This is a genomic window from Aeromonas veronii bv. veronii, from assembly GCF_000820225.1.
Taxonomy (GTDB): Bacteria; Pseudomonadota; Gammaproteobacteria; order Enterobacterales; family Aeromonadaceae; genus Aeromonas; species Aeromonas veronii.
Window position 1 is genome coordinate 202,935 of record NZ_CDDK01000018.1, and the last position, 14,443, is coordinate 217,377.

Sequence of the window (14,443 nt, forward strand, 5' to 3'; positions counted from 1 at the left end):
CAAACCGACCTAACCCTTTTCCGCCTTGAAGCTGTGCAAGCGATTCATGGCCTTGGTCATATCTTGTTTGAACAGGATGTCGGTGGCGCGCAGGGACTCGTCAAGCGCGGCGTCGATCAGGTTCTGTTCACTGCTGGGGGCCTTGGTCAGGACGAAGCCAGCCACCAGCTCTTTGCTGCCGGGATGGCCGATCCCGAGACGCAGCCGGAAGAAGTTATTGTTGTTGCCCATCTTGGCGATGATGTCCTTGAGGCCGTTATGGCCACCGTGACCACCACCCTGCTTGAACTTGGCGATGCCAGGCGGCAGATCCAGTTCGTCATGGGCCACCAGAATCGCTTCCGGCTCAATCTGATAAAAACGCGCCAGTGCGGCCACCGCCTTGCCAGAGAGGTTCATATAGGTGTTCGGGATGAGCAGCCGCACATCCTGCCCCTCGACCAGGATGCGGGCAGTATGGCCGAAGAACTTGGGTTCTTCACGCAGGCTGACATTGTGCCAGCGGGCCAGTTGCTCCACATACCAGGCGCCCGCATTGTGGCGGGTCTTGGCATATTCCGGGCCGGGGTTGCCCAGTCCGACGATCAGTTTGATTTCGCTTGTCACGCTTGATGTCTTCACTCGCAGCTGCCGTGGGCACACTACCCAGGGCAATAGGACGCAATATTCTAGCCGCCGAGTGGCGATCACTCAACCAATGCGCATGTTATGGCGGGATTTGCAGCATTATTGCGGCCAATGGGTGGCTAACGGTGGGCAAACGGGCCTCTTGCAAGAGGCCCGTTTCAGTTTACCGATGGATTGTGCCCGGTTGACTACGGTCGTTATTTGGTACGCAGCAGGGTGACGGTCTCTTCATCCAGTGCGGTCAGGGTGGGACGGGCATCGCGGACATATTCCACGAAAGACGCTGCATCAGTGCCGCAATCCATGCCGCTGGCCTTGCAATCGAGGGGCTGGCCCGGGGCATAGACGGCGCTCAGCAGCTCGCCGTTTTGTGCCACCTTCAGCACCGGGAAGGCGGTCAGCTTGCCGTTGACGCTGGCGATATCGACCCGCTCGCTCTTCTGACGCTGGGCATTGGCCAGTGCTTGCCAGCCATCGTTGCCGTTGGCGCTGTAGGCGTTCATCACCACCCGATAGCGCTGGCTATCCACCAGATCTTGCCACTCGCCGCTTGCGGTCTTGCGCTGCAATTGGGTCAGAGTACCCGCTTTGCCTGCGTCGGTCTCCTTGAAGGTGTAACGCAGGTGGCCGCCATAGGGGAACTTGCCGGCATGGGCGCTGGCGGGCAGGGTCGCGGTGATGGTCTCGGTCAAGAGGGCTCGCACCTCGGCGCCAGTCAGGGTCAGCACCGAGAGCTGGTTCTTGAACGGCAGCAGGGTGAGGGCACTATCCCCCTCGCGCCATTCGCCAGCGGGCAGGTCGGCGCGCACGCCGCCCACCGCAACCAAAGAAAAATCGACCGGGCCGCCGGTCAGGGCTTGCACTGCTGGGGTATTGGCCCAGTAGAACTCCCCTTCGGCAACCAGCGGCGCTACATCTGAGCCGTGGCTGTCGCTGCCGTTGTCGCCGGGGCGACGGGCATTTTGCAGCTGCTCGGGGATGGTGCCGATCACCGGGCCGTAGGCTTGCTCCAGCGCCGGTTTGTAGTGGCTGTCGATGATGCCGCGCAGGCGCGGATCTTCATCCACGGTCACCATATTGGGCTGGTTGTCGACAAACTGGCTTGCCTCTTTGCTGCGGGCGTCGTCGAGCGCCTGCTTGCGCGCCGCATCGGCGAAGAAGTCGCGGCTGGCCAGCAGGCTATTGTGGCCCTGGCAGTCGGTCACCTGACCCTGGCTGTCAAAGGTCACCTGTGCCAGACCGATGGCCTGGGCGTAGGAGCCTGCCTGCACCACGCAGGTTTTGCCGATGCCATCCGGATTGGTCACCAGCTTGGCGTAGTCGCCGGTCTTGCCCCAGCCAATATTGCGAAAATCGCCGAGCAGGCTGTGGGAGTGGCCGCCGACGATGGCATCGATGCCGTTTACCTTGGCCGCCAGTGCCAGATCCCGCTCGTTGCCGATGTGGGTCAGCGCCACGATCTGGTGGATCCCCTTGGCTTGCAGCATGTCGACCGTGGCCTGAGCCGAGGCGACCTCCTTGCCAAAGCGCAGCTTGCCGACGTTGGGGGCTATGTTGCCCATGTCTTCCAGCACCAGACCGATGACGGCGACCAGCTGTTTGCCTTGTGGCAGGTTGTCGAGATCGGTGACTGGGCTCTTCTGGTTGCCGTCAAAGGCGTAGACCACGAAGGGCTTGAGGTTGTCAGCCTTGCTAAGGGCCGGATCGGCCTTGGTGTCGAGGTTGGCGGCCAGCACCGGGAAGTTGACCCCCTCGATGAAGCGGGCCAGCTTCTGGTTATCCAGATCGAACTCGTGGTTGCCCAGCGCCATGGCATCGAGGCCGAACTGGCTCAGCAACTCGGCGTTGGCCATCCCCTCGTTGAGTTTGAAGTAGCCGCTGCCCTGCCAGGCATCACCGCCGTGCAGCAGCAGCAAGGGCTGGTTCTTGGCCAGCGCATCGGCCTGATAGGCTTTCGCCATGGTCAGCAGGCGCGGATAACCGCCAAAGCGGGTATAGAGGGTGTCCGTCTCCCCCTGCTGGGCAAAGATCTGCCCTTTGATCTCGGCATTGACCGGATCAAACTGGGAGTGGGTGTCGTTCATGTGAGCCAGGGTCAGCACGAAGGGCGGGTTCTCTTTGGCGGGCTGACAGGCGAACAGGGCGGAGGTGAGGGTCGCGAGCAGGAGGGGACGCAAGCAATTCATGGGTAAATCCTTAAGCCTGCCGGGGGCAGGGTCGTACCAGATAGCAGAAAGTTGGAAAGAGAAGGTCCAGAAAGACGAAAACCGCCTGATGGCGGTTTTCGTTATTGCTGAATCTATCAATGCTCAAACATGGCAGAGATGGACTCTTCGTTGCTGATGCGACGAATGGCTTCGGCCAGTACAGTTGACAGCGTCAGCTGCTTGACCTTGCCTACCGCTTTCATCTCCGCAGTGAGCGGGATGGAGTCGGTAATGATCAGTTCATCGATCACGGAGTTCTTGATGTTCTCGACGGCAGAACCGGAGAAGACCGGGTGAGTGGCGTAAGCGAATACACGCTTGGCACCGCGCTCTTTCAGGGCCTCTGCGGCTTTGCACAGGGTGCCGCCGGTGTCGATCATGTCATCAACGATGATGCAGTCGCGGCCGGCAACGTCACCTATCAGGTGCATGACCTGGGAGACGTTCGGGCGGGGACGGCGCTTGTCGATGATGGCGATGTCGGTGTCATCCAGCAGCTTGGCGATGGCGCGGGCACGCACGACGCCACCTATGTCCGGGGAGACAACGACAGGAGACTCGAGGTTCTTGGACTTCATGTCTTCCAGCAGCACTGGGCTACCGAACACGTTGTCTACCGGAACGTCGAAGAAACCTTGAATTTGCTCGGCATGCAGGTCAACGGTCAGCACGCGATCCACACCGACGCTGGAGAGGAAGTCAGCGACAACCTTGGCGGTGATGGGTACACGGGCGGAGCGGACGCGACGGTCCTGACGGGCATAACCAAAGTAGGGGATAACGGCAGTGATACGGCCAGCTGAAGCACGACGCAGAGCATCCACCATGACGATCAATTCCATCAAATTGTCGTTGGTCGGGGCACAGGTGGATTGAATGATGAAGATATCGCCACCACGTACATTCTCATTGATCTGTACGCTGATCTCGCCGTCGCTAAAGCGACCTACGGCAGCATTGCCGAGTTTGATAAACAGGCGATCTGCGATCTTCTGGGCTAGTTCCGGCGTTGCGTTACCAGCAAACAGCTTCATGTCAGGCACGGTTTGAAACCTCGGGGTTGCATCCAGTATGTGGGGGAGTCTGAAATCAGACCCTATCGTTTTGGGGCAAACGATTTATCAAGATAACGTACAAGGTGTCTGCTGCCCAATGATTGTGATGATACCGGTAACCCGAATCCGTGGCCGAGTGCAAAACCGGCCACGTTAATCACAACGCATCATTGCTACTTGGGAATTGGCTGGGGTACTAGGATTCGAACCTAGGAATGGCGAGATCAAAACCCGCTGCCTTACCGCTTGGCGATACCCCAATCATTTGAACTGTTGCAATGTGGAGAAGAGAGGTGATATGTTCTCGCCCTTGGCGACAAACCCATCAAGTCCCTTCGGCACGCAGGCCAACACTTCCCGAGCAGTCACTTCGTCTTCAAATTGAGCAAAGACGCAGGCTCCTGTGCCCGTCATTCTTGACGGCGCGTATTCTAGCAACCAGCCGAGCGCATTGGCAACCTCGGGGTGGCGCTTTTTCACCAGTGATTCGCAATCGTTTTTCCACTCGCCTTCCAGCAGGTTGTCCAGCGCCATTTTCGGCGTGGCTCTCGGCAGGTCCGGATCCTGGAATACGGCCGCGGTCGCCACATGGCAATCGGGCTTGAGAACCAGATACCAGGCATCGGGCAGTTCGACCGGTTGCAGCCGCTCGCCCACTCCTTCGGCAAAGGCCGCCTTGCCACGGACAAACACCGGCACATCGGCCCCCAACTGGACGCCAAGCGCTGCCAGTTCATCTTCACTCAAACCCGCTTGCCAGAGGTGGTTAAGCGCTACCAGCGTGGTCGCTGCATCGGATGAACCGCCGCCAATGCCGCCCCCCATGGGCAGCACTTTCTCCAGCCGGATATGGGCACCTTGCGGGCTCGGCAGGGTTGCCTGCAGCAGCCGCGCCGCCCGGATAATCAGATTCTGCTCATCCGGCACCCCGGGAATGGCCGGGTTCAGGGTGAGTGTGTCGCTATTCGGTATCACCTCGAACTCGAGCCAGTCGCTGTGGTTGAGGAAGATAAACAGGGTCTGCAGCTCGTGATAGCCATCGGGACGACGGCCATTGACGTGTAAAAACAGGTTGAGTTTGGCCGGTGCCGGCCAGCGTGTGGAAGCCATTAACGTGCAAGAGTCCATTGGTTGATCTGAAGCTTGAGGCGGCTGTTCTGGCCGGTCATGGTCAGCTGGTGCGGCAGGCGGTAGCCATCCTGATCCCGATAATCGCCATAGACGATCTGCCACTGGCCGTCGCGCACGCTGGCCAGACTGCTGTCGGGGTTGAGTTCAAACTCCGCCTGACCTGGCAGCCCCTTGATCCACTCTGGCAATCCCGCAACCGGAATATTCCAGCCAGTCAGTTGATAGATGAGCGCTTCGGCATCCTGGCTCTGGTGGCGATTGCCGTCGCTGTCGAGCAGGGTGATCTCCCCCTTGCTGCGGGAGAGCTCCAGAATGCTGGTGCCGATCAGGCTGGTGAGGTTGAGGCGATAATCCTCCCCATCCTGCTGCCAGTTGAGACGGGCGCTGCCCTTTTGCTGTGGCGTGATGATGGCCATCTTGCCGGATAGCTGCCAGTGGGTCAGCTGCTCGAGGCGGGTCCGCTCCTGGTTCCAGTTCACCTGGTCACGCTGGGGCTGGGTGGTGGCACAACCGGCCAGCAACAGCAGGCAGGTGAGGGTAAAAATACGTAGCAGCAAGAGACGGCTCCAGAGAGAGGAATTTGCCACAGTATACGGGGCGGCCGTATTGCTTTTAAAGACTTACCCTTTCTCGTACAATTGGCAGCCTTTGCACCCAGCGTATGAAATGATCGTCGCCCACTCATGAGTTTGCTTGCCCTCGGAATCAACCACAACACCGCCAGTGTCGCCTTGCGGGAACGGGTCGCCTTTGGCCCGGACTGCATTGATCGCGCCTTGCGTGAGCTGGTGAGCCAACCCGGTGTCAGCGAGGCGGTGATCGTCTCCACCTGCAACCGGACCGAACTCTATTGCAATCTGGAGGAGGAGCGGCAGGAACAAGTGCTGTGCTGGCTGCAACAGTTCCACGGGCTGGACGCGGCCGAACTGGTCACTGCCATCTATCAGCATCACGATGAAGAGGCGGTGCGCCACCTGATGCGGGTGGCGTGCGGGCTCGACTCGCTGGTGTTGGGGGAGCCGCAGATCCTGGGGCAGATCAAGCAATCCTACGCCCATGCCCAGCAGGCGGAGTCGGTGAAGGGGGCGCTGGAGCGGCTGTTCCAGAAATCCTTCTCGGTGGCCAAACGGGTGCGTACCGATACCGAGATTGGCGCCAGTGCCGTGTCGGTGGCCTTTGCCGCCGTCAGCCTGGGTCGGCGGATCTTCTCCGATCTCTCCCAGACCAAGGTGCTGCTGGTCGGTGCTGGCGAAACCATTGAACTGGTGGCCCGTCATCTGCGCGAGCAGAACGTCACCAAGATGATGGTGGCCAACCGCACCCTGCAGCGCGCCCAGACCCTTGCGGCCGAATTCGGCGCCCAGGTGATGACGCTCGAAGAGATCCCCGACTATCTGCACGAAGCGGATATTGTCATCAGCTCGACCGCCAGCCCCCTGCCCATCATCGGCAAGGGGATGGTGGAGCGCGCGCTGAAGGCCCGCCGCTTCAAACCCATGTTTCTGGTGGATATTGCCGTGCCGCGCGACATCGAAGCCGAAGTCGATGAGCTCTCCGATGCCTATCTCTACACGGTGGATGATTTGCAGGGGATCATCGAGCAGAACCTCGAAACCCGTAAACGGGCTGCCGCACAGGCGGAAGTGATCGTGCAGGAAGAGCGCGACGAGTTTATGGGCTGGTATCGCGGCCAGAGCTCGGTCGACCTCATTCGCGATTACCGCCATCAGTCACAGCAAGTGGCTGATGAAGAGTTGCAACGGGCCCTGCTGGCATTGGCGCAGGGCGAGAGTGCCGAACAGGCGCTCAAGGCGATGGCCCATCGCCTCACCAACAAATTGATCCACGCGCCGACCCAAGCATTGCGTCAGGCTGCCTCCCAGGGGGATCAGAGCGAGCTCTCCCGCTTGCGGCAGGCGCTGGGGTTGTCACAAGAGCCATAATTTTCGGGCAACCTGCCGGTTGTCCCGTCCTCCATTGAGAATGCAAGAGTTATGAATCCGTCACTGATCAGAAAGCTGGAAGGCCTCATCGAGCGCCACGAAGAAGTACAGGCCATGCTCGGCGAGCCAGACGTGGTCTCGGATCAGGATCGCTACCGCGCCCTGACCCGCGAATATGCCCAGCTGGAAGATATCGTTCACGCCTTCCAGCGTTACCGTCAGGCTCAGGATGATCTTGAGACCACCCAGATGATGCTGGAGGAGGATGATGCCGACCTGCGCGAGATGGCGCAGGAGGAGCTGCCGCTCGCCAAGGCCAATCTGGAGGCGCTGGAGCAGGAGCTGCAACTGATGTTGCTGCCCAAGGATCCCAAGGATGACAACAATTGCTATCTGGAGATCCGCGCCGGTGCCGGTGGCGACGAAGCGGCCATCTTTGCCGGTGACCTGTTCCGCATGTATTCACGGTTTGCCGAGCGTCAGGGCTGGCGCGTCTCCATCGTCAGCTGCAATGACGGTGAATATGGTGGCTACAAGGAGGTGATCGCCAAGATCGACGGCGAGCGCGTCTATGGCCGCCTCAAGTTTGAATCCGGTGGTCACCGGGTACAGCGGGTGCCGGAGACCGAGTCTCAGGGCCGGGTGCACACCTCCGCCTGTACCGTCGCCGTGCTGCCGGAAGTGCCGGAAGCCGAGCAGATAGAGATCAACCCTTCCGACTTGAAGATCGATACCTTCCGCGCCTCCGGTGCCGGCGGTCAGCACGTCAACAAGACCGACTCGGCCATTCGCATCACCCACCTGCCGACCGGTCTGGTGGTGGAGTGTCAGGACGAGCGCTCCCAGCACAAGAACCGCGCCAAGGCGATGTCGGTGCTCTCCGCCCGCCTGCAAGCGGCCGAGGATGAGCGCCACCGCGCCGCCGAGCAGAGCACCCGCCGCAATCTGGTGGGCTCCGGTGATCGCTCCGAGCGCATCCGTACCTACAACTACCCGCAGGGCCGCCTCTCCGAGCATCGCATCAACCTGACCCTCTATCGCCTCTCCGAAATTTTGGAAGGGGATCTGGACTGCGTCATCACCCCGCTGGTGCAGGAGTATCAGGCCGATCAGCTCGCCTCGCTGGCCGAGAACAACTGATGCAAATGGTGATCCGGCAAGCTCGCATTAAGTGTGGTGCCCGTAAGGTTGAGTGGCACTGATGCAGATCCAGCAGGCCCGCGCCCATATCATGACCGTGCTGGCTGAGGGGGAGTCCCCCCGCGCCGATGCCGATGTACTGCTCTGTCATCTGCTCGGGTGTCGTCGCAGCTATCTGATGACCTGGCCCGAACATGAGCTGGATGCCGCCCAGCAGGCCACCCTGCAGGGGTGGCTGGCCCGTCGTCTCAATGGCGAACCCATCGCCCATCTGGTGGGCGAGCGGGAGTTCTGGTCGCTGCCGCTGAAAGTGAGCCCGGCGACCCTGATCCCGCGCCCCGATACCGAGGTGCTGGTCGAGCAGGCGCTGACCAGAATCCCGCAGGGGCCGTGCGCCGTGCTGGATCTGGGCACCGGCACCGGCGCCATCGCGCTGGCGCTCAAGTCCGAGCGGCCCGAAATCGATGTGTGGGCGGTGGATCGGATGGCCGATGCCGCGGCGCTGGCCCGCGAGAACAGCGTCGCGCTGGGGTTACCCATCGAGGTGCGCGACGGCAGCTGGTTCGAGCCCCTTGGCGAGCCGGATCGCGACGAAACGCCACGATTTGCGGTGATTGTCTCCAATCCCCCCTATATTGATGGCGCCGATCCCCATCTCGAGCAGGGTGACGTGCGCTTTGAACCCCGCTCGGCGCTGGTTGCCGATGACGCCGGGCTGGCTGATATCCGCCACATCGTGGCCCATGCCCCCGCTTATCTGCTGGCCGATGGCTGGTTGCTGCTGGAGCATGGCTGGGATCAGGGGGAGGCGGTGCGTCAGTTGCTGCGTGATGGCGGCTACCGCGAGGTAGCCACGGTGCGTGATTACGGGGATAACGACAGGGTGACGCTGGGCCTCTGCCCGCTGCGCTGACGGTTCCTCACTGTTACACGGCGGGTTGCCTGTGCGCCCCCATGCAAGGATTGAATATGGTTTTTGTGCTCAAACACCTGCACCTCACCCTGATTGCCGGGGCCGTGCTGATGTTTATGCTCCGCTTCTACTGGGTACAGACCGCCACTGGCCGAGCCTATAGCGCGCCGGTGATGAAGGTCAGCGGCTGGCTCAACGGTCTGGTGGTGCTCTCCGGCGTATTGCTCTGCATGGTGCTGGATCTCAACCCGCTCAATAACGGAACGCCCTGGCTCAGCGAGAAGCTGATGGCCATTCTGGTGCTGGTATTTCTGGCGGCGATGGCGCTGCGGCTGGCCAAAAGCAATCTGGTGCGCTGGTGCTCCTTTCTGGGGGCGCTCGGCTGGATCTACTTTATTGCCAAGTTGGCAGTGCTCAAACAGACGAGTGTGTTCGGCTAAGGCATGAAGAGAATGTTACACATAGACGAATGGACCGATTTCGAAGCCCACGACATCACCGAGCTGGCGTTGTCAGTCAGCGACGAGATTTATGGCTCGGTCGAGGAGGGGATGCGCGAGTTGAACCTGCTGGACGAGTGGCTGGACGAGCAGATCGAAGAGGGCACCTGCGACGAGGTGCGCCAGCAGTTGCTGCAAGGCTTCTACCACAGCCTCGGTTTTCATGGCGACTGGCAGGATTATTTCTCTGCCAACAACTGCGATCTCAATCAGGTGCTGGTTCAGCGCAAGGGGATCCCGGTCAGCCTCGGTATTCTCATTATCCAGCTTGGGCGCAAGCTCGGGCTCGATGTAGAGGGGATCTGCTTCCCCGGCCACTTCCTGGTGAGCTTTGCCGGTGGCGAGGGGGAGGTCTATGTCGACCCCTTTACCGGCGACGAGCTGAGTCTGGCCCGCATCGAGCTGCTGCTGCGCGGTGCGTTGGGGGACTTGGCGACCCTCACTCCCGACTACCTGCAGCCCTCCGGCCAGTGGGAGATCATCGAACGGCTGCTCAACGTCAGCAAGGGGGCCCTGCTGCGGGAAGACCGCATGCCCGAGGCGCTGCGTTGCAGCGAGCTGTTGTTGCGGATGAAGCCCGGCGATCCGCTGGAGACGCGGGATCGCGGCTTTATCTACGAGCAGCTCGATTGCCCGCGCCAGGCCGCCGACGATTTTGAATATTTTATTGAACAATGCCCGGACGATCCGGTGGCCGATGTGCTGAAAGTGCAGTTGGCCGCGCTGGATCTGAGCCCCAAGCCCCTCCATTAAGGGCGGCTTGAAACTGAAACAGAAGAATATCAAGGCCGCTTCGCTCGGCTGCAACGGAGTAACTTGGCTTCAGGCCCTTTTATTAAGGATGTCTTAGATGGAACAGAAGAATATCAAGATCAACCAGATCGACGTTGCCAATGACAAACCGTTCGTGCTGTTTGGCGGCATGAATGTGCTGGAATCCCGCGACATGGCGATGGCGGTGTGCGAGAAGTACGTGGAAGTGACCAGCAAGCTGGGCATCCCGTTTGTCTTCAAGGCGAGCTGGGACAAGGCCAACCGCTCCTCCATCCACTCCTACCGCGGTCCGGGTCTGGAAGAGGGGATGAAGATTTTCCAGGAGCTGAAAGCGACTTTCGGCATGCCGGTCATCTCCGATCTGCACGAACCCCATCAGGCCAAGCCGGTCGCCGAGGTGGTTGACGTTATCCAGCTGCCCGCTTTCCTGGCACGCCAGACCGATCTGGTGGAAGCCATGGCCCGCACCGGCAACGTTATCAACATCAAGAAGCCGCAGTTCCTGAGCCCAAGCCAGATGAAGAACATCACCGACAAGTTCGAGGAGTGCGGCAACGACCAGCTGATCCTGTGCGAGCGCGGTGCCAACTTCGGCTACGACAACCTGGTGGTGGACATGCTGGGTCTGGGCGTGATGAAGAAGAGCACCGGTGGCTATCCGGTGATCTTTGACGTGACCCACTCCCTGCAGTGCCGTGATCCGCTGGGGGCGGCCTCCGGTGGTCGTCGCGAGCAGGTGACCGAGCTGGCGCGCGCCGGTATGGCAGTCGGTCTGGCCGGTCTCTTTATCGAATCCCACCCGGATCCGAAGATTGCCCGTTGTGATGGCCCGAGTGCCCTGCCGCTGGAGAAGCTGGAAGGCTTCCTCAAACAGATGAAGGCCATCGATGACCTGATCAAGGGCTTCGAACCTCTCGATACCTCGGCCTGATCCCGACGCTGTCATGCCTGATGAAAATGCCCCGCAATGCGGGGTATTTTTATATCTGCCATATTTAGTTGAAGACTCAAATTAATCTACGAGCAAACAATTGTTGGTTGCTGTGGTGTTAATGGTGTTAATTTTGTTGTGTGATTGATGTCTCTTAATTGTTTTTTATTACATGTAAAGTGGTCCCCGTAGTAATGCAGAAACAGCATGGATCGGGTGAGGTACGCAGATATCTCGTCCGGCTATCTGCATGTTTATTGCTGCCATAACAATGTGCAATTAAATTAACAGGACGTTAATAATGCGAAAGAAACTATTTAGCAGCCTCTATTTTCAGGTATTGCTCGCGATTACCCTCGGGGTATTTCTGGGGCATGTCTATCCGGAACTGGGCGCCGATATGAAGCCCCTCGGTGATGGCTTCGTCAAATTGATCAAGATGATCATCGCCCCCGTTATTTTCTGTACCGTGGTTACCGGCATTGCCGGGATGGAGAGCATGAAGGCGGTCGGCAAGACCGGCGCCATTGCTTTGCTCTACTTCGAGGTGGTCAGCACCATCGCCTTGATCATCGGGCTGTGCGTGGTCAACCTGCTGCAACCGGGTGCCGGTATGAACGTCGATCCGGCTGCGCTGGATGCCAGCGCCATCTCCGCCTATGCGGAGCAGGCCAAGTCCCAGGGCATTATCGCCTTTTTGCTGGATATTATTCCGGGCAGTGTGATCGGTGCCTTTGCCAGCGGTAATATCTTGCAGGTGTTACTGTTTGCGGTGCTGTTCGGCTTCTCCCTGCATCATATCGGTGAAAAGGGACAGGTTATTTTCGGCGTCATCGACAGTTTCTCCAAAGTCATATTTGGCATTATCAATATGATAATGAGACTGGCGCCGGTCGGTGCATTCGGGGCAATGGCATTTACCATCGGCAAATATGGAGTAGGTTCACTGGTACAGCTGGGCCAGCTTATTGCCTGCTTCTATCTCACCTGCCTCTTCTTTATCTTCATTGTGCTGGGCAGCATCGCTAAAGCCTCAGGTTTTAGCATCCTGCGTTTCATCTCCTACATTCGCGAGGAGCTGCTGATCGTGCTGGGGACCTCCTCTTCAGAGTCGGTACTGCCGCGGATGCTGGATAAGATGGAGAAGCTGGGTTGCCAGAAATCGGTGGTGGGGCTGGTCATTCCGACTGGGTACTCCTTTAACCTGGATGGCACCTCCATCTATCTGACTATGGCGGCGATTTTTATCGCCCAAGCTACCAATACGCCGCTCGATCTGTTCCAACAGATCACCCTGCTGGTGGTACTGCTGATCTCCTCGAAAGGGGCGGCAGGGGTGACCGGTAGTGGCTTTATCGTGCTGGCGGCGACTATTTCGGCGGTGGGCCATCTGCCACTGGCTGGTTTGGCGCTGATCCTGGGGATCGACCGTTTTATGTCCGAAGCGCGGGCGTTGACCAACCTGATCGGTAACGGGGTTGCCACTGTGGTGGTCGCCAAATACTGCAAGCAGCTGGACGAGAAGAAAATGGATGCAGTGCTCGGCGGCAAGGTCGGGCAACTGGAAGCGGACAGGGCGTAAGCGCTGTTTGCCCCCGCACGACCGCGTTGGCTGGTGCGGGGGCAATAAAAAAAACGGCCGATAGGCCGTTTTTTTGTGCTGATACCGCAAGTATCAGCTCCTCACTGCAGGGCGCTGATTACAGGCTCTGGGTGAAAGTACGGGTAACCACGTCACGCTGCTGTTCCGGGGTCAGGGCGTTGAAACGCACTGCGTAGCCAGATACACGGATGGTCAGCTGCGGGTACTTCTCCGGGTTTTCGATAGCATCTTCCAGAGTTTCGCGACGCAGCACGTTGACGTTCAGGTGCTGGCCACCTTCAACAGCAGGTTCAGCCTGAACCGGCAGTTCGCGGTATTCGAACTGACCCAGGTCAGCCAGTTGCACTTCTTGATCGGCAGCGAAAGCATCGCCTTTGACGCAGATGCAGCGAGCTTGTTGCTTCTCTTCGTCCAGCAGCCAGAAAGAGTTCAGCAGAGCGGTGTTGGCGGCCTGGGTGATTTGAATGCCTTTGATCATGGTATGACTCCTCAATGGGAACGCGAATCCAACTGTAAGGAAATTACCCTGATGTATTTAAGCTACCGTCGATGGCGATGACTTAAAGGGCCCTTGCCTTACACCTTTTCTTTGATGGGGTCATATATACCATGGTGGTAATATTACCAAAATTGATCTGGATCAAGAAAATCCGACAAAACGCCATTTCAATGGGATTAAATTCTTGAGTTGAATCAAAAATAGGTCATTTTTCTGATTTTGTAAGATATCCAAATTATGCATCTTTTATCTCGTTAATCTAGTAATTTAACTACATCTTTTCGGCTTTTTCTGAGGTTAATTGAGGGGTTGGCTACACTCAGAAAAAAACGAGGAGAGTGCCGGGTGAATAATGGGTGGCGAAAGTGGGCATGGCTCGCCCTGTTCTGTTGCTGGGCAAGCAGTGTTGCGGTACGGGCCGAGACGGTGCGTATTGCTGTGGGCGAGTGGCCACCTTATATCAGTGAGGCGCAGCCCAATCAGGGCTTTCTCTGTGAGGTGGTGCGCCAGGCCTTTGCCGAGGAGGGGCTAGATGTCAGCTTTCACTTCTATTCTTGGGCCGAGGCTTACCGACTGACTCTGGAGGGGCGCTATGTGGTCACCATGCCCTGGTTTCGCTCCCGCGAGCAGCTTTTCTATCTCTCCGCCTCGCTCGGCCATTTCACCACTCGCCTGATGACGCTGACCGGTACGCCCGCGGTCAATCTGGGTGAGCTGAAACACGAGCCGGTCGGGGTGACCCGTGGCTATTTCTATGGCGATGGTTTTGCCGCCCGCCAAGCCGGGCTCACCCTCGAGTGGTCAGATTCCGATGAGGAGAGTATGGGCAAGCTGCTTGACGGGCGGATCCACTATCTGGTGATGGATGAGCAGGTGGCACAGACTCTGTTCCAGCAGGCGCTCGTTCGTCATCCCCAATCGCTGTCACTGACCGGTGCGGCCGACCCCATCTGGTCGCAACCTGGATACCTGCTGATGCGCAAGGCCGATCCCGAGGCGCGCCCTCTGATGCTGCTGTTCAATACCGGCCTGCGCAAGCTGGAGCGCTCGGGGTGCCTCGCCAGGCTCTGGAAAGCGTGAGCCACGGTTGCGTCTTGCGGGCTGGCCCCCTATCCTGAGC

The 14,443-nt window shown here is 59.0% G+C and carries 13 protein-coding genes, 1 tRNA gene and 1 pseudogene; 8 read left to right on the forward strand and 7 right to left on the reverse strand.

All coding sequences use genetic code 11. From position 1 onward, the window contains the following. Positions 1 to 9 precede the first annotated feature (9 nt). The 6 genes and pseudogenes from pth to lolB form a co-directional block, all read right to left on the reverse strand. A complete protein-coding gene (gene pth / locus BN1139_RS07180; protein ID WP_005353917.1) occupies positions 10 to 606 on the reverse strand; it encodes an aminoacyl-tRNA hydrolase in 597 nt (198 codons plus the stop codon). Positions 607 to 824: 218 nt separating this feature from the next. After that, positions 825 to 2,813, reverse strand: a complete 1,989-nt coding sequence (locus tag BN1139_RS07185) for a bifunctional metallophosphatase/5'-nucleotidase (protein WP_005353914.1) — start codon at positions 2,811 to 2,813, stop codon at positions 825 to 827. Positions 2,814 to 2,929: 116 nt separating this feature from the next. Beyond that, a complete protein-coding gene (locus BN1139_RS07190; protein ID WP_005343846.1) occupies positions 2,930 to 3,877 on the reverse strand; it encodes a ribose-phosphate pyrophosphokinase in 948 nt (315 codons plus the stop codon). 197 nt (positions 3,878 to 4,074) lie between these two features. Beyond that, positions 4,075 to 4,149, reverse strand: a tRNA-Gln gene (locus BN1139_RS07195). Continuing rightward, positions 4,129 to 4,999, reverse strand: a pseudogene (gene ispE / locus BN1139_RS07200) (4-(cytidine 5'-diphospho)-2-C-methyl-D-erythritol kinase). Before ispE ends, BN1139_RS07195 begins: the two are co-directional and overlap by 21 nt. Further along, positions 4,999 to 5,577: a lipoprotein insertase outer membrane protein LolB gene (lolB, locus tag BN1139_RS07205; protein ID WP_005353907.1), complete on the reverse strand. Its 579-nt coding sequence runs from the start codon at positions 5,575 to 5,577 to the stop codon at positions 4,999 to 5,001. Before lolB ends, ispE begins: the two are co-directional and overlap by 1 nt. Positions 5,578 to 5,703: 126 nt before the next feature. On the opposite strand from lolB, the gene hemA reads away from it, so the two are divergent. The 7 genes from hemA (at position 5,704) to BN1139_RS07240 (ending at position 12,803) form a co-directional block, all read left to right on the forward strand. Further along, complete coding sequence (gene hemA, locus BN1139_RS07210; RefSeq protein WP_005353904.1) at positions 5,704 to 6,963, forward strand: glutamyl-tRNA reductase; 1,260 nt, start codon at positions 5,704 to 5,706, stop codon at positions 6,961 to 6,963. 51 nt (positions 6,964 to 7,014) lie between these two features. Continuing rightward, complete coding sequence (prfA, locus tag BN1139_RS07215; RefSeq protein WP_005353897.1) at positions 7,015 to 8,103, forward strand: peptide chain release factor 1; 1,089 nt, start codon at positions 7,015 to 7,017, stop codon at positions 8,101 to 8,103. A 61-nt stretch (positions 8,104 to 8,164) separates the two neighbouring features. Further along, positions 8,165 to 9,016 (forward strand): peptide chain release factor N(5)-glutamine methyltransferase, encoded by an 852-nt coding sequence (gene prmC, locus BN1139_RS07220; protein WP_005353893.1) that lies wholly within the window; start codon positions 8,165 to 8,167, stop codon positions 9,014 to 9,016. Positions 9,017 to 9,072: 56 nt separating this feature from the next. Further along, positions 9,073 to 9,456 carry a SirB2 family protein gene (locus BN1139_RS07225; RefSeq protein ID WP_005334939.1) on the forward strand — a complete coding sequence of 128 codons (384 nt, stop codon included), beginning with the start codon at positions 9,073 to 9,075 and terminating at the stop codon, positions 9,454 to 9,456. Between the two features lie 12 nt (positions 9,457 to 9,468). After that, positions 9,469 to 10,269, forward strand: a complete 801-nt coding sequence (locus BN1139_RS07230) for a SirB1 family protein (protein WP_005334938.1) — start codon at positions 9,469 to 9,471, stop codon at positions 10,267 to 10,269. A gap of 97 nt (positions 10,270 to 10,366) precedes the next feature. Continuing rightward, the gene (kdsA, locus tag BN1139_RS07235; RefSeq protein ID WP_005334937.1) at positions 10,367 to 11,221 is read left to right on the forward strand and encodes a 3-deoxy-8-phosphooctulonate synthase; all 855 of its coding nucleotides are present in this window, start codon (positions 10,367 to 10,369) and stop codon (positions 11,219 to 11,221) included. Between the two features lie 301 nt (positions 11,222 to 11,522). After that, the gene (locus tag BN1139_RS07240) at positions 11,523 to 12,803 is read left to right on the forward strand and encodes a dicarboxylate/amino acid:cation symporter (RefSeq protein WP_005353887.1); all 1,281 of its coding nucleotides are present in this window, start codon (positions 11,523 to 11,525) and stop codon (positions 12,801 to 12,803) included. A 118-nt stretch (positions 12,804 to 12,921) separates the two neighbouring features. Here the strand turns inward: BN1139_RS07240 and grcA are convergent, their stop codons facing one another. Further along, entirely contained in the window at positions 12,922 to 13,302 is a 381-nt protein-coding gene (gene grcA / locus BN1139_RS07245) for an autonomous glycyl radical cofactor GrcA (protein WP_005334936.1), read from the reverse strand. Between the two features lie 366 nt (positions 13,303 to 13,668). On the opposite strand from grcA, the gene BN1139_RS07250 reads away from it, so the two are divergent. After that, a complete protein-coding gene (locus BN1139_RS07250; protein ID WP_005353883.1) occupies positions 13,669 to 14,403 on the forward strand; it encodes a substrate-binding periplasmic protein in 735 nt (244 codons plus the stop codon). Positions 14,404 to 14,443 lie beyond the last annotated feature (40 nt).